18 protein-coding genes and 1 pseudogene are annotated in these 19,935 nt (G+C 73.0%); 12 read left to right on the top strand and 7 right to left on the bottom strand.

Features of this window, described 5'->3' with window-relative positions; translation table 11 throughout:
- Nucleotides 1-60 precede the first annotated feature (60 nt).
- From mtnN to ACPYO4_RS00225, 4 genes and pseudogenes are all read right to left on the bottom strand, one after another.
- On the bottom strand, nucleotides 61-825 hold the full coding sequence (mtnN, locus tag ACPYO4_RS00240) for a 5'-methylthioadenosine/S-adenosylhomocysteine nucleosidase (RefSeq protein ID WP_425707193.1): 765 nt from the start codon (nucleotides 823-825) through the stop codon (nucleotides 61-63).
- Nucleotides 826-917: 92 nt separating this feature from the next.
- Nucleotides 918-1,376 (bottom strand): annotated as a pseudogene (locus ACPYO4_RS00235) (S-ribosylhomocysteine lyase); the annotation flags it as partial.
- Between the two features lie 428 nt (nucleotides 1,377-1,804).
- Complete coding sequence (locus tag ACPYO4_RS00230) at nucleotides 1,805-2,608, bottom strand: hypothetical protein (RefSeq protein ID WP_425707192.1); 804 nt, start codon at nucleotides 2,606-2,608, stop codon at nucleotides 1,805-1,807.
- On the bottom strand, nucleotides 2,605-3,324 hold the full coding sequence (locus ACPYO4_RS00225; protein WP_425707191.1) for an ABC transporter ATP-binding protein: 720 nt from the start codon (nucleotides 3,322-3,324) through the stop codon (nucleotides 2,605-2,607). Before ACPYO4_RS00225 ends, ACPYO4_RS00230 begins: the two co-directional genes overlap by 4 nt.
- A gap of 206 nt (nucleotides 3,325-3,530) precedes the next feature.
- On the opposite strand from ACPYO4_RS00225, the gene ACPYO4_RS00220 reads away from it, so the two are divergent.
- From ACPYO4_RS00220 to ACPYO4_RS00190, 7 genes are all read left to right on the top strand, one after another.
- Nucleotides 3,531-5,114: a sensor histidine kinase gene (locus ACPYO4_RS00220; RefSeq protein WP_425707190.1), complete on the top strand. Its 1,584-nt coding sequence runs from the start codon at nucleotides 3,531-3,533 to the stop codon at nucleotides 5,112-5,114.
- A 4-nt stretch (nucleotides 5,115-5,118) separates the two neighbouring features.
- The gene (locus ACPYO4_RS00215; RefSeq protein WP_425707189.1) at nucleotides 5,119-5,814 is read left to right on the top strand and encodes a response regulator; all 696 of its coding nucleotides are present in this window, start codon (nucleotides 5,119-5,121) and stop codon (nucleotides 5,812-5,814) included.
- A gap of 645 nt (nucleotides 5,815-6,459) precedes the next feature.
- Entirely contained in the window at nucleotides 6,460-6,705 is a 246-nt protein-coding gene (gene nrdH / locus ACPYO4_RS00210; protein ID WP_425707188.1) for a glutaredoxin-like protein NrdH, read from the top strand.
- A gap of 22 nt (nucleotides 6,706-6,727) precedes the next feature.
- Nucleotides 6,728-7,129: a class Ib ribonucleoside-diphosphate reductase assembly flavoprotein NrdI gene (gene nrdI, locus ACPYO4_RS00205; protein WP_425707187.1), complete on the top strand. Its 402-nt coding sequence runs from the start codon at nucleotides 6,728-6,730 to the stop codon at nucleotides 7,127-7,129.
- Nucleotides 7,114-9,270, top strand: a complete 2,157-nt coding sequence (gene nrdE, locus ACPYO4_RS00200; RefSeq protein WP_425707186.1) for a class 1b ribonucleoside-diphosphate reductase subunit alpha — start codon at nucleotides 7,114-7,116, stop codon at nucleotides 9,268-9,270. The genes nrdI and nrdE overlap by 16 nt, the downstream gene beginning before the upstream one ends.
- A gap of 361 nt (nucleotides 9,271-9,631) precedes the next feature.
- Nucleotides 9,632-10,840 carry a hypothetical protein gene (locus ACPYO4_RS00195; RefSeq protein WP_425707185.1) on the top strand — a complete coding sequence of 403 codons (1,209 nt, stop codon included), beginning with the start codon at nucleotides 9,632-9,634 and terminating at the stop codon, nucleotides 10,838-10,840.
- Nucleotides 10,841-11,042: 202 nt separating this feature from the next.
- Nucleotides 11,043-12,032, top strand: coding sequence for an asparaginase (locus tag ACPYO4_RS00190; RefSeq protein WP_425707184.1), 990 nt, complete (start codon nucleotides 11,043-11,045; stop codon nucleotides 12,030-12,032).
- A 10-nt stretch (nucleotides 12,033-12,042) separates the two neighbouring features.
- Here the strand turns inward: ACPYO4_RS00190 and ACPYO4_RS00185 are convergent, their stop codons facing one another.
- From ACPYO4_RS00185 to ACPYO4_RS00175, 3 genes are read right to left on the bottom strand one after another with little or no spacing between them, the layout of a single operon-like run.
- Nucleotides 12,043-12,522, bottom strand: coding sequence for a hypothetical protein (locus tag ACPYO4_RS00185; protein WP_425707183.1), 480 nt, complete (start codon nucleotides 12,520-12,522; stop codon nucleotides 12,043-12,045).
- Between the two features lie 40 nt (nucleotides 12,523-12,562).
- Entirely contained in the window at nucleotides 12,563-13,216 is a 654-nt protein-coding gene (locus ACPYO4_RS00180) for a response regulator (protein ID WP_425707182.1), read from the bottom strand.
- Nucleotides 13,213-14,655 (bottom strand): sensor histidine kinase, encoded by a 1,443-nt coding sequence (locus ACPYO4_RS00175; RefSeq protein WP_425707181.1) that lies wholly within the window; start codon nucleotides 14,653-14,655, stop codon nucleotides 13,213-13,215. The genes ACPYO4_RS00180 and ACPYO4_RS00175 overlap by 4 nt, the downstream gene beginning before the upstream one ends.
- Before the next feature lie 140 nt (nucleotides 14,656-14,795).
- On the opposite strand from ACPYO4_RS00175, the gene ACPYO4_RS00170 reads away from it, so the two are divergent.
- The 5 genes from ACPYO4_RS00170 (at nucleotide 14,796) to ACPYO4_RS00150 (ending at nucleotide 19,686) form a co-directional block, all read left to right on the top strand.
- Nucleotides 14,796-15,677, top strand: a complete 882-nt coding sequence (locus ACPYO4_RS00170; RefSeq protein ID WP_425707180.1) for an ABC transporter ATP-binding protein — start codon at nucleotides 14,796-14,798, stop codon at nucleotides 15,675-15,677.
- Nucleotides 15,678-15,704: 27 nt separating this feature from the next.
- Nucleotides 15,705-16,466 carry a hypothetical protein gene (locus ACPYO4_RS00165; protein ID WP_425707179.1) on the top strand — a complete coding sequence of 254 codons (762 nt, stop codon included), beginning with the start codon at nucleotides 15,705-15,707 and terminating at the stop codon, nucleotides 16,464-16,466.
- Nucleotides 16,467-16,688: 222 nt separating this feature from the next.
- Complete coding sequence (locus ACPYO4_RS00160) at nucleotides 16,689-17,474, top strand: ABC transporter ATP-binding protein (RefSeq protein WP_425707178.1); 786 nt, start codon at nucleotides 16,689-16,691, stop codon at nucleotides 17,472-17,474.
- Nucleotides 17,471-18,388: an ABC transporter permease gene (locus ACPYO4_RS00155; protein ID WP_425707177.1), complete on the top strand. Its 918-nt coding sequence runs from the start codon at nucleotides 17,471-17,473 to the stop codon at nucleotides 18,386-18,388. The genes ACPYO4_RS00160 and ACPYO4_RS00155 overlap by 4 nt, the downstream gene beginning before the upstream one ends.
- Nucleotides 18,389-18,516: 128 nt before the next feature.
- Entirely contained in the window at nucleotides 18,517-19,686 is a 1,170-nt protein-coding gene (locus ACPYO4_RS00150; RefSeq protein ID WP_425707176.1) for a hypothetical protein, read from the top strand.
- Nucleotides 19,687-19,935 lie beyond the last annotated feature (249 nt).

Genomic DNA, 19,935 nt, shown 5'->3' with positions numbered 1-19,935 from the left:
TCGCGGTGGCTCGATCGTAGGGCCGGGAGCGTGCGGGGTGGTCGTGGCGCCCGGGTCCGATCAGTCGGCGAGCATGCCGAGCACCACCCGGGCGCTGAGCCCGGCCACGTGGTCGACCTCGAGGTGGAAGTCCTGGTCGGCCGCCGGTCCGCACAGGTCGGAGATGCCGCGCACCGAGATGACGGGCACGCCGGCATCGGTGGCGACCTGCGCGATCGCCGTCGACTCCATGTCCGTGCTGAGCGCCTCGGGGAAGGCGGAGCGGTAGGAGTCGACGTTGGCGGCGGTGACGAAGGCGTCCCCGCTGAGCACGAGCCCCTCGCGGACCGGCTGGCCCATGCTGCGTCCGGCGGCGAGCCCCGCCTCGACGAGCGCGGGGAGCACGGAGAACGTCGGGGGCTGGCCCGGGACCTGGCCGCGGGCGTAGCCGAAGGCCGTGGCGTCGGCCTGGCCGTAGACGAGCTCGGTGGCCACGACGACGTCGCCCACCTCGACGTCCGGGTGCAGCCCGCCGGCCGCACCGGCGGAGACGACGACGCGCGGCGCGTAGCCGAGCAGCGCCCACGTGGTGGCGGTGGCCGCGTTGACGAGACCGACCCGGGTGCGGACGAGCACCAGGTCGAGCCCACGGACGGTCGCCCGCAGGGCGCGGGCGTCGCCCGGCGCGTCGAGCTCCACGGGGTCGGTGGCGTCCTCGAGGAACGGGGCGAGCTCCTCGCCCATCGCGCACAGGACGACGGCGTCGACGGTGTCGATCGAGCTCTTCGCGGCGCGAGCCTCGCGGGCGGCGGCGCGCCCCTCGAGGATGCGGTCGATGGGGGACATCAGCGGCGTCCTTCGTCGTCGGTCCCGGCGGCGGTGGCACCGGTGGCGGTGGCCCCGGCCGGTCCGCCGGCGGCGAGATCGTCGGCGGGGTCGGCGTAGACCTGGCCCCACTGCGCGCGGGCGGCGAGCATCGTGGCCGCGGCCTCCCGCGCCCCCTCGAGGCTGTGGCTCGCGCCCCAGCCGCACTGGACCTCGTTGGCGGCCGGCACGGCGTCGAGCTCGGTGACGGCCCGCAGGGTCGCAGCGAGGACGTCCATCGTCCCGGGGAGGTCGGGCGCGGCCGCGCGCAGCAGGTAGAAGCCGGTCTGGCAGCCCATCGGGGAGAAGTCGACGACGTCGTCCGCGTGGTCACGGACCGTCTCGGCGACCGAGTGCTCGAGCGAGTGCACCACCGGCATCTCGAGGTGACCGACGTTGGGCTGGGTGAGACGGACGTCGTACTTGGTCAGGACGGCGCCGCCGGGCAGCTCCTTGACGTCGGCGACGCGCACGTACGGGGCCGACACGGCGCGGTGGTCGAGGTTGAAGCTCTCGACGTTCATCTGGGGCACAGCGCGATCCTCTCGTCCAGGGGAGACGCGGCCATCATCCCAGGAGACCGACGACCGGGGCCGCCGCCCCGGGGTCGGGCATCCCACACGGACGACGGGTCGAGGCCCCCGCACCGGGTAGCCATCCCGGTGCGGGGGCCTCGTGGTCGTCGTCGACGACCCGCGCGGTGTGCCGTCCCCCAGGACTCCGCACCGCGCGTGAATGGTGCCGCCGACCGCACGACCCCTGGGGACGCCGGTCGGCGCCGTTCCCGGCCCGCCGCGGCGGGCCGGGAGCGAAGGTGCACCGGAGCCCGGCCCGCGGGGTGCGCTCCACGGGTCGGGCTCCGGGCGGGGCGCCGACGGGTGGTCCCGGTCAGGCGCCGTGTCCGGCACGGTCGTGCCGGTCCGTGCGGTGCGCAGCCCCCCGGCGACGCACCGCACGTGGATCAGGCGGCCTCGCGGCGCACCGTGCGGTACCAGCCGGCGACCATCGGGGCGACCACCCAGATGGCGGTGGTCGACGCGATCCGCGCCCACTCGCCGGCCGTCGGTCCGCCGTCCTCGAACAGTGCGCTCCAGGCCCACTGGAAGTCGATCCAGCTGAAGAAGCCCTCGAGGTTCGGCAGGAGCAGCGGCAGGACCGAGAAGACCTGCGGCAGGAACAGGAAGGTGACGATCGCGATCGCCGGTGCGTGCAGCAGCAGACCGAACGCGACACCCATGAGGGTGACGAGCGTGAGCATGAGGAGCATGCCCAGGGCGATCTGCGGGTCGATGCCCCAGCCCTCGGTCGTGTTGCCGGTGGCCTGCGAGACCGCGTGGCCCGCGGCGGCGAGTACGACCGTGCCGATGGTGATGAGCACCATGAGGGCGAGCGCGGCGGCAACCTTGGCCGCGATCACCCGCGAGCGCCGGGGCTCCAGCGCGAAGGTCTGCAGCGTGGTGCGCTGGGACCACTCGCCCGCCGCGGCGATGACGCCGACGATCGGCAGGAGCAGGAACTGCACGTTCATGAGGATCGCGAGGTAGCCCTCGAAGCCGAACTCGGAGGTCGCGTCCGCGAACGTGAGGATCGCGACGGCGACGAGGTCGATGAGGAGGATCGCCGCGAGGAGGCCGATGCCCGAGCGGGTGTCGACCGCCTTGCGGAGCTCGACCCGCACGAGGCGGCCGAGCGAGATCCCGGGGGTGTCGGTGGGACGGGGCGCCGCATCAGGTGCGGCGGGCGCAGTCTGGACGGTGGTGGTCATGCGGCACGCTCCGAACGGTCGTCGTTGGCGGTGGTCGAGAAGAAGAGCTCTTCGATGTCGGTGGTGGCGAGCAGCTCGTCCTTGGCGCCGGCGGCCAGCAGCCGTCCGTTGCCGATGACGAGGAGGTCGTCGGCGGCCTGCGCGACCTCGCTGAGCAGGTGCGAGGACAGCAGCACCGTGCCGCCGGCCTCGGCGTGGCTGCGCAGGAGGTTGCGCATCCAGCGGATGCCCTGCGGGTCCAGGCCGTTGACGGGCTCGTCGAGGATGAGCACCTCCGGGTCGCCGAGCAGCGCGTAGGCGATGCCCAGGCGCTGGCGCATCCCGAGCGAGTAGCCCTTGACGCGGCGCCTGGCCTCCTTGGCCGTGAGGCCGACGGTCTCGAGCACCTCGTCGACGCGGGTCCTCGGCAGTCCCATCGTCAGGGCGCCGAGCGCGAGCACCTCGCGGCCGGACCGGCCGTTGTGCTGGGCCGAGGCGTCCAGCAGGACGCCGACGTGCCGGCCCGGGTTGCGCAGCTCGGTGTAGGGGCGGCCGAGGATCGTCGCGGTGCCGGCGGTCGGTGTCGCGAGACCGACGAGCATCCGCATGGTGGTGGACTTGCCCGACCCGTTGGGGCCGAGGAAGCCGGTGACGCGCCCGGGGCGCGCGGTGAACGTGAGGTCGTCGACGGCGGTGGTCGGTCCGTAGCGCTTCGTCAGCGAGTCGGTGGTGATCATGGCGCCAGGTTCGCCTGGCGGAGGGGGTCGGCGGATCGACCGAACGGGTCGCTTCCCGGCGCCGGGAGGCTGGTCCTGCACGACCGTCGGCGTACGTCGGGGGAGGGACCGGGTCCACCCTTGGGTGGATGCCGGCAGACCGACGGCGGATCGAGCCCGGCCGCAGGCGGGACGCCGCGGGTGCCCGCGGAACCTACTGTGGCGCCATGACCTCGTCCCCGGCCGACTTCTCCGGCGCGCGCGGTGTCCCGCGCGACGGCGGCGCGGACGGCGCGGATGCCGACGCGGGCCGCGACGACCCGGGCGTCGGCGGGGCTGGCGTCCCCCGGCCCGACCCTCTCCCAGCCGCTCCTCCCGTGGCCGACACCGCCCGCGCTGAGGTCCGGCAGAAGTGGTGGCGCCGGGCGGCGCCGTACGTGTTCGCCGGGGGATGGACGATCCTCGGGATCCTCGGGTCGCTGTTCGTCTGGATCGCGCTGGCCCCGAGCACGGGCGCCTCCCGGACAGCGTTCGTCGTGGAGCTCGGCGTGGGTCTTCTCTGCTTCGGGCTGCTCTACGTGCGCAAGCGGTGGCCGCGCACGGTGACCCTCACGGTGACGGTCCTCGCCTCGACGCTGTCCTTCTCGTCCATGGGCGCCCTGATCGTCGTGCTCGTCAGCTACGCGGCACGCCCGATCGAGCAGGGGAGGCGGCTGAGGCGGTACGTCTTCTTCGGCGTCGTCCTGCTCGTCGTGGTCGTGGGCGGGATGTTCTACGACTACGTCACGCAGACCTACGTGACGGCCCCCGCGCAGAGCGAGCCCGGCTCGATGATCGCGGGCACGCAGGACGCCGAGCCGATCATCGCCTCGACCACCGGCGTGGTCTCGTCGATCGTCGTCTCGGCCCTCCTGGTGGGCTTCTGCCTCGCGGTCGGGTCCTACATCGGCGCCCGGCGGGCCCTGCTCGCCGAGCTGCAGACCCGCGCCCGCCGGGCGGAGGCCGTCGTCGAGGCGTCGACCGAGCGGGCGCGCACGGCCGAGCGGAACCGCATCGCGCGGGAGATGCACGACGTCCTCGCGCACCGCATCTCGCTCGTCGCCCTGCACTCCGGTGCGCTCAGCCACCGCACCGACCTGCCGCCGGAGGCCGTGCGCGAGGCCGCCGACGTCATCAGCTCCAACGCCCAGCTCGCCCTGACCGAGCTGCGGCAGGTCCTCGGCGTGCTGCGCGCCGACAACGGGAGAACGGGCCGGGAGGGGGCGGGCCACCGGGAGCCGCCCCAGCCGACCATGACCGCGGTCGACGGACTGTTCACGGACGCGCGGCAGGTGGGCATGCGCGTCCGGGTGTCCGTCATCGGCATCGGCGCGGTGCCGTTGCCCCCGGCGCAGGCTCTCATCTCGGGGACCGGCGTCGACGACGTCCTGGCCACCCTGTCGCCCACCGTCTCGCGCACGGCCTACCGGATCCTGCAGGAGGCGTTGACCAACGCCCGCAAGCACGCTCCCGACGGCGTGGTCGACGTCGAGCTGTCCGGTCGCCTCGGCAAGGTGCTCACCGTGGCGGTGACGAACCCGATGCCGTTCCCCGGGCAGGTCGACCCCGGGCGCGCCGACGGCGAGTCCCTCGGGGGCGTCGTCGGATCGGGCAGCGGGCTCGCCGGTCTCGCCGAGCGCACCGACCTCGCGGGCGGGACGCTCGACCACGGGGTCGAGCCCGACGGGTTCGGCCGGACGATCTTCGCCGTGCGTGCGTGGCTGCCGTGGGACGAGAGCGTCGGCGGCTGGCGCGGGCGCGGTGGAGGATAGGGCCATGAGCGAGCAAGGGACCCCGCCCGCCGGAGCGCCCGTGAAGGTGATCCTCATCGACGACGATCCGCTCGTGCGCGCCGGCCTGCGCATGCTGCTGCACGGCGGGGAGATCGAGATCGTCGCCGAGGGCGACGACGGGCGTGTGGCGCAGCGCCTCGTCGAGGAGCACCGTCCCGACGTCGTGCTCATGGACGTGCGCATGCCCGTCATGGACGGCGTGACGGCCACGCAGCGGCTCACCGACGCCGGTGCGCCGACCCGGGTCATCGTGCTGACCACCTTCGACTCCGACGACATGGTGATCAGCGCGCTGCGGGCCGGCGCCCAGGGGTTCCTTCTCAAGGACACCCCGCCCGCGGACCTCGTGGCCGCCGTGCGCCGGGCCGCCCGCGGGGAGCCCGCGCTCTCGCCGTCGGTGGCCGCCCAGCTCATGGCCCGCGTGGCAGCGCCCGAGGAGGTCGACGACGGGGAGAGCGCCGCCGAGGAGGCCCGTGCCGCGTTCGCCGAGCTCACCGAGCGCGAGCAGGACGTGGCCCGCGCCGTGGCCCGCGGCCTGTCCAACGCCGAGATCGCGTCCGAGCTCTTCCTCGGTGTGGCCACGGTCAAGACCCACGTCGGGCGCGTGTTCAACAAGCTCGGCGTGGCCAACCGCGTCCACGTGGCGCGCATGGTCCAGGACGCCGGCGAGGCGCACTGACGCCAGATCCGTCGAGAGTGCGGTCGGTGACCGCCGAGAGTGCGGTCGGTGACCGCCGAGAGTGCGGTCGGCGACCGCTGGCGGGGCGCGGGCCCGCCCCGGCGGTGCGACGGCGGCGATGTCCCGCCCCGGGTCGGAGCGACACGCCCGGGATGTCCGACGCCGGACGACGCGCACCCTGTGGACGACACGCCGACACGGGTGCGACACGCCGTGAGGTTCACGCTCGGCGGCGGTGGACATCCGCCCCGGGTGCGCGTCCGTCCCCAGGCCCGGGGCCGCCGTCGCCCGCTCCGTCCACGGGCCCGCGCCCCGATGTCAGTGGTGCGCGGCAGGCTGTGGGGACCGCGAGAACTCGCGGTCCGGGTGCCCCCGGGGGTGGTCGGCGAGGCGACCCCGGCCGTCCACCGCCGCTCCACAGGTACCCGGTTGGGACGCACAGGGCAGAGGGACGGGTTGTGGACAGAGCAGGTTGTGGATGACACGCCACCACAAGACCTAGTGGTCGTCGCGGGGAGCGACCCCCAGGTGTAGTGTCGATGGTCCGAGGTCGCACACGGCCTCGTCCGAACCACACGCTTGTAGTTACACGCGCGGAAGTCCGCGCAGTCCCGGACAGGCCCCACGGAAGGAGACCGGCTCGCCATGAGCATCACCGTCTACTCGAAGCCGTCGTGCGTGCAGTGCGATGCCACCTACCGCGCGCTCACGAAGCAGGGCCTGGAGTTCGACGTCGTCGACGTCACCGAGGACGCCGAGGCGCTCGCCTCCGTCCAGGCCCTCGGCTACCAGCAGGCGCCCGTGGTCATGGCCGACGGCGACCACTGGTCGGGCTTCCGTCCGGACCGCATCAAGGCCCTCGCCGCCGCGCGCGCCGCGGCGGTGGCCTGACCGGGCCGAGAAGGGGGTCGGCGTGGCTCGCGTCGTCTACTTCTCGTCCGTCACCAACACCACCCACCGGTTCGTCGACAAGCTCGGCGTGCCGGCGGAGCGGATCCCGCTGCGCCGGACCGAGCCCCACCTGCGCGTCGACGAGGAGTACGTGCTCGTGGTCCCCACCTACGGGGGCGGGAACGGGAAGGGTGCGGTGCCCAAGCAGGTCATCCACTTCCTCAACGACGAGCACAACCGCTCCCTCATCCGCGGGGTCGTCTCCGCGGGCAACCTCAACTTCGGGTCGGCGTACGGACTGGCGGGGGACATCGTCTCCGCCAAGTGTCGCGTCCCGCACATGTACCGATTCGAGCTCCTGGGCACGCCGCACGACGTCGCCCGGGTCAAGGAAGGACTGAACGCCCTGTGGCCACCACGCTGACCGACACCGGGTTGGAGGCTCTGTCGTCGCCGGAGCTCGACTACCACGCGCTCAACGCGATGCTCAACCTCTACGACGCCGACGGCAAGATCCAGTTCGACGCCGACCGCCAGGCGGCGCGCCAGTACTTCCTGCAGCACGTCAACAAGAACACGGTCTTCTTCCACGACCTGCGCGAGAAGCTCGACCACCTCGTCACCGAGGGCTACTACGAGGGCGAGGTGCTCGCGCAGTACAGCCACGAGTTCCTCGAGAGCCTGTGGGACCAGGCGTGGTCGCGGAAGTTCCGGTTCGAGACGTTCCTCGGCGCGTTCAAGTACTACACGTCCTACACGCTCAAGACGTTCGACGGCAGCCGCTACCTCGAGCGGTTCGAGGACCGGGTCGTCATGGTCGCCCTCACCCTGGCGGCCGGCAAGGAGCAGACGGCCCGCGACATGGTCGACGAGATGCTCGCCGGCCGGTTCCAGCCCGCCACGCCGACGTTCCTCAACGCCGGCAAGGCGCAGCGCGGCGAGCTCGTCTCGTGCTTCCTCCTGCGGGTGGAGGACAACATGGAGTCGATCGCCCGCGGCATCAACTCCTCGCTGCAGCTGTCCAAGCGCGGCGGCGGCGTGGCGCTGTCCCTGACGAACATCCGCGAGTCGGGCGCGCCGATCAAGAAGATCCAGAACCAGTCCTCGGGCGTCATCCCGGTGATGAAGCTCCTCGAGGACTCCTTCTCGTACGCGAACCAGCTCGGTGCGCGTCAGGGAGCCGGCGCGGTGTACCTCAACGCCCACCACCCGGACATCCTCAGGTTCCTCGACACCAAGCGGGAGAACGCGGACGAGAAGATCCGCATCAAGACGCTGTCCCTCGGCGTCGTCGTCCCGGACATCACGTTCGATCTGGCCAAGACGAACGAGGACATGTACCTGTTCTCGCCGTACGACGTCGAGCGGGTCTACGGGGTGCCGTTCTCCGAGATCTCGGTCTCGGAGAAGTACCGCGAGATGGTCGAGGACGGCAGGATCCGCAAGACGAAGATCAACGCGCGCCAGTTCTTCACCACGCTCGCGGAGATCCAGTTCGAGTCGGGCTACCCGTACATCGTGTTCGAGGACACGGTCAACCGCGCCAACCCGATCGACGGCCGGATCAGCATGTCGAACCTGTGCTCGGAGATCCTCCAGGTCTCCTCGCCGTCGACCTTCAACGAGGACCTCTCGTACGACGAGGTGGGCAAGGACATCTCCTGCAACCTCGGGTCGCTCAACATCGCGAAGACGATGGACTCGCCGGACTTCGGCAAGACGATCAGCACCGCGATCCGGGCGCTGACCGCGGTCTCCGACGCGTCGAACATCTCCTCGGTCCCCTCGATCGAGCGCGGCAACGACATGTCGCACGCGATCGGCCTGGGGCAGATGAACCTGCACGGCTTCCTCGCCCGCGAGCGGATCCACTACGGGTCCGAGGAGGGGCTGGACTTCACCAACATCTACTTCCTCACGGTGACGTACCACGCCGTGCGGGCGTCGAACGCGATCGCTCGTGAGCGGGGCGTGACGTTCGACGGCTTCGAGCGCTCCGACTACGCCACGGGTAAGTACTTCGACAAGTACACCGACCAGGTGTGGGAGCCGCGCACGCAGCGCGTCCGCGAGCTGTTCGAGGAGGCCGGCGTCGCGATCCCCACGCAGGCGGACTGGACGGCGCTCAAGGAGTCGGTCCAGCAGCACGGGATGTACAACCAGAACCTCCAGGCCGTGCCGCCGACCGGGTCGATCTCCTACATCAACAACTCGACGTCGTCGATCCACCCGATCGTCTCCAAGGTCGAGATCCGCAAGGAGGGCAAGATCGGGCGCGTCTACTACCCGGCGCCCTACATGACGAACGACAACCTCGAGTTCTACGAGGACGCGTACGAGATCGGCCCCGAGAAGATCATCGACACCTACGCCGAGGCGACTCAGCACGTCGACCAGGGCCTGTCGCTGACGCTGTTCTTCAAGGACACGGTCACCACTCGCGACCTCAACCGGGCGCAGATCTACGCGTGGCGCAAGGGCATCAAGACGCTCTACTACATCCGCCTGCGGCAGCTCGCGCTCGAGGGCACCGAGGTCGAGGGCTGCGTGTCCTGCATGCTCTGACCTGCTCCGACGCCGCAGCCACGCGGTGAGAGCGAGGCCCGACGGCGTCGCTCGCCCCCCGTACCCGGCCCCGGTCCGCGCATGCGGACCGGGGCCGATCCACGCCCCCACGGGCGCGGGCACGCGGGAGTCGGAGCGGGGAGGTGACCCCGGGACGGGTGGTCGGACGGTGTTACCGATTCCGGCGACATCCCTCACTTACGCGCGCAAGGTCTCGACCGGGTAACGGCAACCGTCCTAGGGTTCGCGGGCCCGCGGTTCCGACCGGTCGCGCGCAGGTCCCCCCGGACCTGCGACGGGACGTCGGCGGCGCGCCTCGCGCCGGGCGGGCAGCCCCTGTCCCCCCAGCATCGAGGTTCACATGACCACCAGGACCCTGCCGACGCTCGCGCTCGCAGCCGCCGCGGCCGTCACGGCCCCCGCTGCCGCCGGAGCCGCCTTCGCTGCCCCGGCCGCCCAGGCAGCGCCCGCCGCGGCCGTCGCGGGCGTTCCGACGGCGACCACGCTCCCCATGCACGGCGGACCGATCGGGGACGACGGCACGCAGTTCTACTTCCGGACCTCCGCCGGCGACCGGTCCGCCCGCTACGGCAGCGTCGCCGACGCGGCCTACGTCGGCGACTGGGACGGCGACGGCGTGGACACCCTCGCCGTGCGCCGAGGCACGACCTTCCACATCTCGAACTCGACGAACCCGACCACGGCCGACTACCAGGTCACCTTCGGCCGGCCGGGCGACGACTACCTCGTGGGCGACTGGGACGGCGACGGGATCGACACCCTCGCGGTGCACCGCGGTTCGCAGGTGCTCATGTCCAACGACGTCCGGCCGCGCCACGCCCAGGTCTCGCTGTCCTACGGGCGGGCGTCCGACGACTACCTGGTCGGCGACTGGGACGGCGACGGCATCGACACCCTCGCCATCTACCGCGGCGTCGAGCTGCACGTCCGCAACAGCAACACCTCCGGGTGGGCCGACCAGGTCGTCCGCTACGGCTCCGCGGGGGACACCGCGATCTCCGGGGACTGGGACGGGGACGGCGTCGACTCCTTCGGGGTCCACCGCCCGTCCACCGCGTCCTTCTACCTGCGCAACGCCGTGAGCTCGGGGCCGGCCGACCAGATCGTGCGGTGGGGACGGTCGACCGACCAGCCGTTCGTCGGGCGCTGGGAGGCCGGCCGGGCGGCCGACTCCCTCGGCCTGCGTCGGCCCGCGCCGACGCCCACGCCGGCGCCGGCACCCACGCCTGCGCCGGACCCGGAGCCGACCGGTACACCGCGCGAGATCGGCCGGGCGATGGCCGCCGAACGCGGCTGGACCGGCTCGCAGTGGACCTGCCTGGACCAGGTCTACACGTACGAGTCCCGGTGGGACCCCAGCGCGCACAACCCCTCCAGCGGCGCGTACGGCATCCCGCAGGCGCTGCCCGGGTCGAAGATGGCGGCCTTCGGCGCCGACTGGCGCACGAACCCGGCCACCCAGATCGCCTGGGGCAACGACTACATCGCCGGCCGCTACGGCACCCCGTGCGGAGCCTGGTCGCACATCCAGTCGCGCGGCTGGTACTGACCGCGCTCGGCGATCGGTACGGACCTCCTTCGGCGGCCGGGCAGAACTCCGCTCACTCGTGAGGCAGGAGCCCGCTCACTCGTGGGCGGAACCGCCCACCCGTCGCGCGGTTGGACGGGCAGAACCGCGCTCACTCGTGGGCGGCGGGGGCCGGGGCCGCGCATCGCGGACCCGGCCCCCGCCGTCGTGCCAGGGTGGGGGTATGACGCACCTGGCGCTCGGGGCGATGGGCGGGACCATCGCGATGTCCACATCCGTGCCGGGGCAGGGCGCGACCGTCGCGCTCACCGGCGCCGACCTGGTCGCGGCGACCCCCGGGCTCGCCGAGGTCGCCGACGTGTCGGCCGAGCAGCTGACGAACGTCCCGTCCGCCTCGCTCACGCTCGAAGACGTCCTGCGCGTCCACGCCTGGGCCGACGCGCAGGTCCGTGACGGCGCCGACGGGGTTGTGCTCACCCACGGCACCGACACGCTCGAGGAGACCGCCTACCTCCTCGACCTGCTGTGGGCCCACGACACGCCCCTGGTCGTCACCGGCGCGATGCGGTCGGCCGCGATGGCCGGTGCCGAGGGTCCCGCCAACCTGCTCGCGGCCGCGGTCACCGCCGGCTCGCCAGATGCCCGCGGCCTCGGTGTCCTCGTCTGCCTCAACGACACCGTCCACCTCGCCGCACGCGTGACCAAGACGTCGTCCACGGCGCTTGAGACGTTCGAGTCGCCGGGGACCGGGCCGGTCGGCGTGATCGTGGAGGAACGGTTCTGGCCGAGCTGGTCGCCGTTCGAGCGGCACCCGGCGCTCGCGGCCCCGCCGTCGGGGCGGGTGGCCGTCCCACTGATCGAGTCCCCCTTCGACGACGACGGTTCCGTCCTGCAGGCCGTCCTCGGTACCGGGGTGCGCGGCATCGTCGTCGCGGGCACCGGGGTGGGCCACGTGTCGGAGCCCGCGGCGGAGCTCGTCTCGCAGGCCGTCGCCGACGGGGTGACCGTCGTCGTGGCCTCCCGGACCCTGCGCGGCGGGACGACGACGCGGCTGTACGGGTTCCCCGGCTCCGAGCAGGACCTCATCGCCCGCGGCGCCCTCATGGCGGGTCGGCTGTCGGCCCGCAAGGCCCGGCTGCTGCTGCACGTGCTCCTCGCGTCGGGCGCCGGAGCGGACACGATCACCGAGGAGATCGCCGCGCGCGGACGGTGAACCCGCACCGTCAGAGCGTGACGCCCACCGCGGTCAGCAGCTCACGCATGGCCGCGCCGAAGTCGCGCTGCTGACCGATCTCCCCGCCGGCCAGCGACTTGATCCCGCCGGAGTAGCTGCCATCGACCTTGCCGGCGGTGCCGACATAGAGCGCCCGCCCGGCCATCAACGACTGCGTCGTCGGGTCCGCCGCGATCGCCTGCCGCGAGTCCTGCAGCTCCTGGAGCTGCTCGGGGCTGAACGGCCCGCCCTTGGCGCTACCCACTCCGGCGACGATGTGCCTGGTGCCGTCGACCTCGAGCGTGACGTGCCCGACCGTCCTGCTGACCTTCGCGCTGATCTGCTCGGCGGCCGTGTCGAAGAAGACACCGCCCTGCCCGGTGAGCCACACCCGCCCCGGCAGCACCCCCAGGATGGCGGGCTCCGACCTGGAGGTGAGCATCTTCGGGTAGCGGTATACGCCCATGAGGATCGGTGTCGGTCCGCTCATGGCGGTCACGCTAACAAGACCGACCCGGCCGACGCGTGGCTCAGCCCCGGCCGCCCGCCAGCCGCACCGCGATCGCCACCTTCACGCGGTTGTCCACGCCGAGCTTGCCGAAGATGTGCGTGACGTGGGACTTCACGGTCGTCTCCGACATGTGCAGCGCGGTGGCGATCTCGGCGTTCGACGCACCCTCCGCGACGACGTCGGCCACCTCCCGCTCTCGCGGCGTGAGCATCGCGAGCGACCGGCGGGCGTCGGCGACCTGGGCGGAGTCGTCGCTCGGGGCGTAGGCGTCGATGAGCGAGCGCGTGGCCGCGGGGGAGAGGATCGCCTCGCCGCCCGCGATCGCACGGACCGCGTCGAGGATCTGTCGCGGACCGGCGTCCTTGAGGAGGAAGCCGGCCGCGCCGGCGCGCAGCGCTCCGAACACGTACTCGTCGAGCTGGAAGGTCGTCAGCACGCACACCTGCGCGGAGGGGACGGCCCGGCGGATCTCCGCCGTCGCCGCGATGCCGTCGAGCACGGGCATCCGCACGTCCATGAGCACGACGTCGGGGCGGTGCGCGATCGCGGCCTCGACCCCCGCGCGCCCATCGGCGGCCTCGGCGACGACGTCGATGTCGTCGGCCGAGGCGAGGATCATCGCCAGGCTCGAGCGGACGAGCGCATCGTCGTCGACGACGAGGACCCGGATCATGACGACTCCTCCGTCGGTGTCGGTGTCGGTGTCGGTGTCGGTGTCGGTGTTGATTCCTGTCCGGGTCCGGGTCCGGGTCCGGGTCCGGGTCCGGGTCCGGGTGCGGGTGCGTGTGGCGGAACGGCTGCGGTGTCCGTCCGACCTGCGTCGGCGCCGACCTCGCCCGCCTCCCGCCACGGCAGGTGGGCGTGCACGACCCAGAGCTGTGCGCCGTCGGGTGCGGTCCGCCGGCCCGCGTCCAGCGTGCCGCCGACACTGCGGGCGCGTTCGACCAGGCCGCGCAGCCCGAGCCCGGCGCGCACCGGGCCCGGGATGCTGGACCCAGCGGCCGCATCGTCGCCGTCGGGGCCTGCCTGCCCGGCGACCACGTTGGAGATCGTGGCACGCACGCCGGCACCGGGGTCCGCGCCGACCTCGACGTCGATCGGGGCCCCCGGTGCGTGCCGCAGCGCGTTCGTCACGGACTCCTGCACGATCCGGTAGGCCGCGCGGGCGGTCGTGGGCGCGAGTCCCGCATCCGCCTCGCGCGTGCTGCCGTCGTCGCCCGTCTCGCGCGCGGTAGCCCCAGCGCCTGGACCGACCGCGATCCGTCGACGCACCGTCGCGCCGGCTCGTGCCGCGTCGTCGAGGAGTGCGTCGAGGTCGCCGAGACCGGGCTGAGGGCCGAGCGCCGCCGGCGCGTCGTCGGCCCCCAGCACGTCGAGGATCGCGCGCAGGTCGCGCGCGGCCGACGACGCGGCACCACGGATGGCCGCGGCGTGACGCTCGATCACCTGCTCCCCGGCACCGGGCGCGATCTCGAGCGCGCCGGCCTGCAGGTTGATGAGGGCGAGCTGGTGGCCGACGGCGTCGTGCATCTCCGCCGCGATGCGGCGCCGCTCGGCGAGGACCGCCTCCTGCTCGCGCGCCGCGCGTGCCTGCTCGGCCAGCTCGGCGCGTGCGGCCTCCTCGACCGTCAGCCGTCGCCGGGTCGCGAGGTAGGCGCCGACCAGGGCGGGCACGAGGACCTCGAGACCCACCGTGGCGCTCAGGTCGACGAGGTGGTCGGTGGACCCGAGCGTCGTCTCCGCGCGTTCGTCGGGCGAGAGGGCCCAGGGGGAGGCGACCGAGGCCGCCGCGAGCACGAGGACCACCGCGGTGAGCGCGTCCCGGCGGCGCAGCACGAGAGACATCACCGCCAGAGGCAGCACCGAGGACCCGGTGAGCACCTTCCCGACGATCGCGAGCGCGGGCAGCAGGACCGGCCATCGGCGGCGCGCGAGCACGGCGAGCACGACGGCGGGCAGCAGCACCCAGGCGGTGACGTCCTGCCAGGGCGCCCGGTCACCCTCGACGAGGCCCGCCACGTGGTCGACGGTGACGAACAGCAGGTAGGCGGCCGTGCGCCGGTGGACGCGGGCGGGTGCCCGGTCGGGGACCCTGCGGGACGGGGCGGACACGGCTCCAGCCTAGGGAGCCCGGCCGGTCCGACCCTCCGACCTTCGGTCGCGCCCGACCGCATCGACCCCCGACCTTCGTCGGAGACGGTCCCGACCGCACGACCGAGGCGACCGCCCGCCGTGCTCGCGAGGCTGACGCCATGATCACCACCGAGCACCTGACCAAGACCTACGGGTCCCGCCGCGTCGTCGACGACCTCACGTTCACCGCCCCGCCCGGCTCCGTCACGGCCTTCCTCGGACCGAACGGTGCGGGCAAGTCCACCACCATGCGCATGATCTGTGCGCTCGCCCGACCCACGGGCGGCTCTGCCAGAGTCGGCGGGGAGCCCTTCACGGCGCTCGCCAACCCTGGCCGCGTCGTCGGGCAGCTGCTCGACTCCGGCGCCCTGCACCGCGGTCGGACCGGCGCCGAGATCCTGCGGCTCGCCCTCCTCACGGTCGATCGCCCGACCGGTCTCGCGGGAGAGCTCCTCGAGCGGGTCGGGCTGACCGGAGCCGCGGACCGGCGCGTGCGCGCGTACTCCCTCGGCATGCGCCAGCGCCTCGGCCTCGCGGTGGCGCTGGCCGGCGACCCCGGGATCCTCGTCCTCGACGAGCCCTTCAACGGCCTCGACCCCGAGGGCATCCGCTGGTTCCGGGGCGTCCTGCGCGACTTCGCCGACGACGGCGGAACCGTCCTGCTGTCCTCCCACCTGCTGGCCGAGGTGCAGACGGTGGCCGATCGCTACGTCGTCATCGGCGCGGGCCGGCTGCGCGCGGAGGGGACGGCCGCCGAGCTCCTCGGGTCCGGATCGGTCCGGGTCGACGCCGCCGACCGGGCTGCACTCGTCGCCGCGCTGGGCGACGCCGGGCTCGAGACGCTCGGCGCCGAGACGCCGAGCACGAGTGCGGGCGTCGAGGTCCGCGCCGGCGCCGACGAGGTCGGCCGCGCCGCGCAGGCCGCCGGCATCCCCCTCACCCTGCTCGCCCCCGCGAGCTCCGCCCTCGAGGACGCGTTCCTCTCCCTCACCGCGGCCTGAGCGCCGCCCCACCCGGAAGGACCCGACATGAGCTCCATCGCCCCGACCACCGTCTCCCCGGGCCACCGCCTGTCGATGCGCCGGCGCCTGCACATCGAGCTGCGCAGGTCGATCGACACCGTCTCCGGTGCAGCGCTGACCGCCGTCACCCTCGGCGCGGCGCCGATCCTCGTCGTCGTCGGCCTCCTCGCGGAGGGCGCGCAGGGGACCACGATCAGCCTCGTCCTCGGGGCCGGCTCCCTCGCGGCCGCATTCCTCCTGCCCGTGCTCACGAGCCTGCTCATCACCTCGGAGTGGGGCCAGGGGTCGATCGTCTCCACCTTCGCCATGGACCACCGCCGGGGCCGGGTGCTGGCGGCGAAGGTGCTCGCCGGGCTCGTCGTCTCCCTCGCCGTGGCCGCCCTGTGCCTGGCGGTCGCGATCGTGGTCGCGGCCGTCGCCGGGGTCGACCTCGGGTCGGGCGCCGACCTCGCGCGGACGTGCGCCGGGGTCACGGCCGCGCTCGTCATCTACGCGCTGCTCGGTTCCGCGTGGGGCGCGGCCACACTGAGCACCCCGCTCGCCGTCGTCGTGGCGCTCGCCGGACCGCAGGTCGTCAACACGGTGGAGATGCTGCTCGGCGAGCGCATGGCGGACATCGGTCCGTGGGTGATGTTCAGCCATGCCGTCGGCGACCTCACCCAGGGCGAGGTGGCGAGCTGGCCGCACCTGCTGAGCAACGTCGGGCTGTGGATCGTCCTCCCGATGGTCGTCGGCCTCTGGCGGGTGCGCAGCGCGGACGTCACCTGAGGCGCCTGTCCGTGACCGCCCCACCGCACGCTCGACGAAGGATGGGGGATCGCGCCTATGCTGTGGACAACCTCGACCCAGGCAGACAGGGACCCGCGTCATCCCGAGCCGCCCCCGGGCGGCACCTGATCGAGGTGGGCACGGGTGACGCGGAACCGGGTCGGGCGGCCCTGGCCGACCGACGGCCGCCTGTCCCCGTGATCCCGACCGAGAGCACCCGCCATGACGGCACAGGCCGCCCCCCAGCCGACCCGACCGACGACCGGCGCGGGTGCGTCCGCGGCGGCGCTCACGCTCGCCGGCGTCGGCAAGACCTTCGCCACCGGCACCGAGGCCCTGACCGGGGTCGACCTCAGCGTCTCGCCCGGCGAGCTCGTCACGGTCGTCGGCCCGTCGGGCTGCGGGAAGTCCACGCTCCTGCGCCTCGCCGCCGGGCTCGAGCAGCCCACCGCCGGGACGCTGACCGCCCGCACGGACGCGATCAGCTACGTCTTCCAGGACCCCACGCTGCTGGAGTGGCGCACCGCGCTCGGCAACGTCGAGCTCGCGGGCCGGCTCACCGGTGTGCCCCGGGCCGAACGACGCCGTCAGGCCCTGGCCGCGCTCGAGCTCGTCGGCCTCGCGGGCGCCGAGCAGCGCTTCCCCCGCGAGCTCTCCGGCGGCATGCGGATGCGAGTCTCCCTGGCCCGCGCGCTCGTGCGCGACCCGGACCTCGCGCTGTTCGACGAGCCCTTCGGCGCCCTGGACGAGATCACCCGCCTGACGATGCAGACCGAGCTCCTGCGCCTCTTCACCGACGCGGGGTTCGCCGCCCTGTTCATCACCCACTCCGTGTCCGAGGCCGTCTACCTCTCGACCCGCGTCGTCGTCATGAGCGGCCGTCCCGGCCGGATCGTCGCCGACCTCCCGGTGCCGTGGGGCTACCCGCGCCCCCCGGAGATCCGGTACGACGCCGAGTTCGCCGCATTCGCCGGCCGCGTCTCCGCCGCGCTGGAGGCGAACGCGTGAGCACCCACGTCGTACGGGAGGCCCCCGACACCCTGGATCCCCGCGCGGACGAGGCCGACGTCGTCCGGCCGACGCCCGGGTCCGGCGGCGGGGGAGCGGACACGCTGCCGGGCCGCAGGCGCGGCGCGGGACCTGGCGCCTGGCTCTCCGCCGTCTGGCCGGTCGCGGTCGCTCTCGCCGGGATCGTCGCGATCTGGTACCTCGTCTCCTACCTGGTGCTGCCCGAGGACCAGCGCTTCCTGCTCCCGCCGCCGCACGAGGTCTACGCGGGGGCGCTCGCCGACGAGCGCGTCATGGGCCCGATGCTCGACGCCCTGTGGAACACGGTGGTCGTCGCGATGGCGGGCCTGGCGTTCGCCGTCGTCGTGGGGGTGGCGTGGGCCGTGCTCATGTCGCTCGCGGGATGGGTGGAGAAGGTCCTCTACCCGTACGCGGTCATCCTCCAGACGATCCCGATCCTCGCGCTCGTGCCGCTCATCGGCATCTGGTTCGGGTACGGGTTTCCGGCGCGCGTCATCGTCTGCGTGATCATCGCGCTGTTCCCGATGATCTCCACGACCCTGTTCGGCCTGCGCTCGGCGGGCAGCGCCGCCCACGACCTGTTCACCCTGCACCGCGCGAACCGCTGGCAGCGGCTGCGCCACCTCACCCTGCCGGCCGCGGTCCCGTCGATGTTCACGGGCCTGCGCACCGCCGCGGGACTGTCGGTCATCGGCGCGCTGGTCGGCGACTACTTCTTCCAGCAGGGACCGGCCGGCATCGGCGGACTCCTGCGCACCTACACGCTGCGCCTGCAGATGGACGCCCTGTTCACGGCCATCACGCTCACGGCGCTGTTCGGCGTCGTCGTCTTCGCGCTCTTCGCGATCCTCGACTCCCTCGTCATCAGCCGCTGGTACGGACCGCGCGCATGAGCCGCAGAACCGGAGCCCCCATGTCCCCTCATCACCGCACCGTCGCCCGTACTTCCGACGACCGGGGTACGACCTCGACGTCGGACGCCCCCCGACCGGGGCGAGCACGCCGACGGTGGGCGAGTCCCGTGGTCGCCGTCGTCGGCACCGCGCTGCTCCTGGCCGCCTGCGGCGGCGGCTCCACCGACGACGACGCGGCCGCCGGCCCGGCCCCCGGCGCCACCGCGGCCGAGGCGGGCAGCGCCCTGGACCTGGCCGAGGTCTGCCCCGCGACCGTGGTCATGCAGCAGGACTGGCAGCCCCAGGCGGAGCACGGAGCGATGTACCAGCTCGTCGGCGACGACCACGAGATCGACACCGAGGCCAAGTCGGTCACCGGCTCGCTGGTGGCGGGCGGCGTCGACACCGGCGTGCAGATCGAGGTGCGACCGGGCGGACCGAACGTCGGCTTCCAGTCGGTCGCCGCGCTCATGTACCTCGACGACGACATCACCGTCGGGGCGGTCAACACCGACTCCGCGATCATCAACCACGAGGCGCAGCCGACGGTCGCGGTCACCTCCCAGCTCACCGTCTCCCCGCAGATCCTCATGTGGGACCCGGAGACCTACCCCGAGGCGGAGACGATCGAGGACATCGTCGCGACCGACGCCACGGTGGTCACGAGCGGCACCGTGCTGCCCGCGCTCATCGCCTCGACCACCGGCTTCGACCTCGCTCGATCGGACACGAGCTACGAGGGCACGCCCGCCCGCTTCGTCTCGGACCCGAGCATCGTCCAGCAGGGGCTGCTCACCAACGAGCCCTACGTCTACGAGCACGAGGTCGAGCCCTGGTCGCGCCCCGTGGCGAGCGCCCTGCTCGCCGAGGTGGGGCACTCGACCTACCCCGGGCCCGTCGCGGTGCGCGCCGACCGCCTCGAGGAGCTCTCCCCCTGCCTCGAGCGCCTCGTACCCGTGCTCCAGCAGGCCCAGATCGACTTCCTCGCGGACCCGGGGCCGGCGACCGACCTCATCCTCGAGCTCGTCGACGCCTACCAGCTCTCGTGGACCTACTCGGCGGGCGTCGCCGAGTACTCGGTGGACACGCAGCTGGATGCGGACCTCGTGCACGACGACCCGGCGTCGGGGACGTTCGGCGCCTTCGACCCGGCGCGGATGCAGGAGATCGTCGACACCTACCTGCCGGTGCTCGTGGCCGAGGGGGCGGTCACGTTCGACGAGCTGGACCCGAACGTCCTCTACACGAACGAGTTCCTCGACGACTCGATCTCCCTGGCCGACACCCCGATCGAGTGAGCAGAACCACCGGAGCCGGGCGTCCGGTCACAATGGGTTAACGATGCCCCGGCCGCGCGAAGGGCGCTGTTTCCGCACGATCCCGCGGATTTCGTGGCTTCCCCGCAGCGTCTGGGGGCATCCCGGTGTTTGCAAAGATCCCCGGGCACCCCCACTCTTGTGTGGTCACAGCGCTGCTCGGCCGCGCCCGGAAACGGGACGACCGGGCCTGGACAGGGCTCCCCGCCCGCGGGGAGCCGGCGTCTGCCA

It is taken from the genome of Georgenia sp. Z1491 (genome assembly GCF_049856175.1).
Classification (GTDB): domain Bacteria; phylum Actinomycetota; class Actinomycetes; order Actinomycetales; family Actinomycetaceae; genus JB111.
The sequence above is the reverse complement of the archived record's forward strand: the minus strand, read 5'-3'. Positions and strand labels throughout refer to the sequence as shown.

What these genes read in the sequence shown, in the direction of transcription:
- ACPYO4_RS00220 (WP_425707190.1), top strand. Translation starts at nt 3,531, where the DNA reads ATGACCTCGTCCCCGGCCGACTTCTCCGGCGCGCGCGGTGTCCCGCGC.
- nrdH (WP_425707188.1), top strand. Translation starts at nt 6,460, where the DNA reads ATGAGCATCACCGTCTACTCGAAGCCGTCGTGCGTGCAGTGCGATGCC.
- ACPYO4_RS00160 (WP_425707178.1), top strand. Translation starts at nt 16,689, where the DNA reads ATGACGGCACAGGCCGCCCCCCAGCCGACCCGACCGACGACCGGCGCG.
- ACPYO4_RS00225 (WP_425707191.1), bottom strand. Translation starts at nt 3,324, where the DNA reads ATGATCACCACCGACTCGCTGACGAAGCGCTACGGACCGACCACCGCC.
- ACPYO4_RS00165 (WP_425707179.1), top strand. Translation starts at nt 15,705, where the DNA reads ATGAGCTCCATCGCCCCGACCACCGTCTCCCCGGGCCACCGCCTGTCG.
- ACPYO4_RS00180 (WP_425707182.1), bottom strand. Translation starts at nt 13,216, where the DNA reads ATGATCCGGGTCCTCGTCGTCGACGACGATGCGCTCGTCCGCTCGAGC.
- ACPYO4_RS00185 (WP_425707183.1), bottom strand. Translation starts at nt 12,522, where the DNA reads ATGAGCGGACCGACACCGATCCTCATGGGCGTATACCGCTACCCGAAG.
- ACPYO4_RS00215 (WP_425707189.1), top strand. Translation starts at nt 5,119, where the DNA reads ATGAGCGAGCAAGGGACCCCGCCCGCCGGAGCGCCCGTGAAGGTGATC.
- ACPYO4_RS00195 (WP_425707185.1), top strand. Translation starts at nt 9,632, where the DNA reads ATGACCACCAGGACCCTGCCGACGCTCGCGCTCGCAGCCGCCGCGGCC.
- ACPYO4_RS00170 (WP_425707180.1), top strand. Translation starts at nt 14,796, where the DNA reads ATGATCACCACCGAGCACCTGACCAAGACCTACGGGTCCCGCCGCGTC.
- ACPYO4_RS00190 (WP_425707184.1), top strand. Translation starts at nt 11,043, where the DNA reads ATGACGCACCTGGCGCTCGGGGCGATGGGCGGGACCATCGCGATGTCC.
- ACPYO4_RS00230 (WP_425707192.1), bottom strand. Translation starts at nt 2,608, where the DNA reads ATGACCACCACCGTCCAGACTGCGCCCGCCGCACCTGATGCGGCGCCC.
- mtnN (WP_425707193.1), bottom strand. Translation starts at nt 825, where the DNA reads ATGTCCCCCATCGACCGCATCCTCGAGGGGCGCGCCGCCGCCCGCGAG.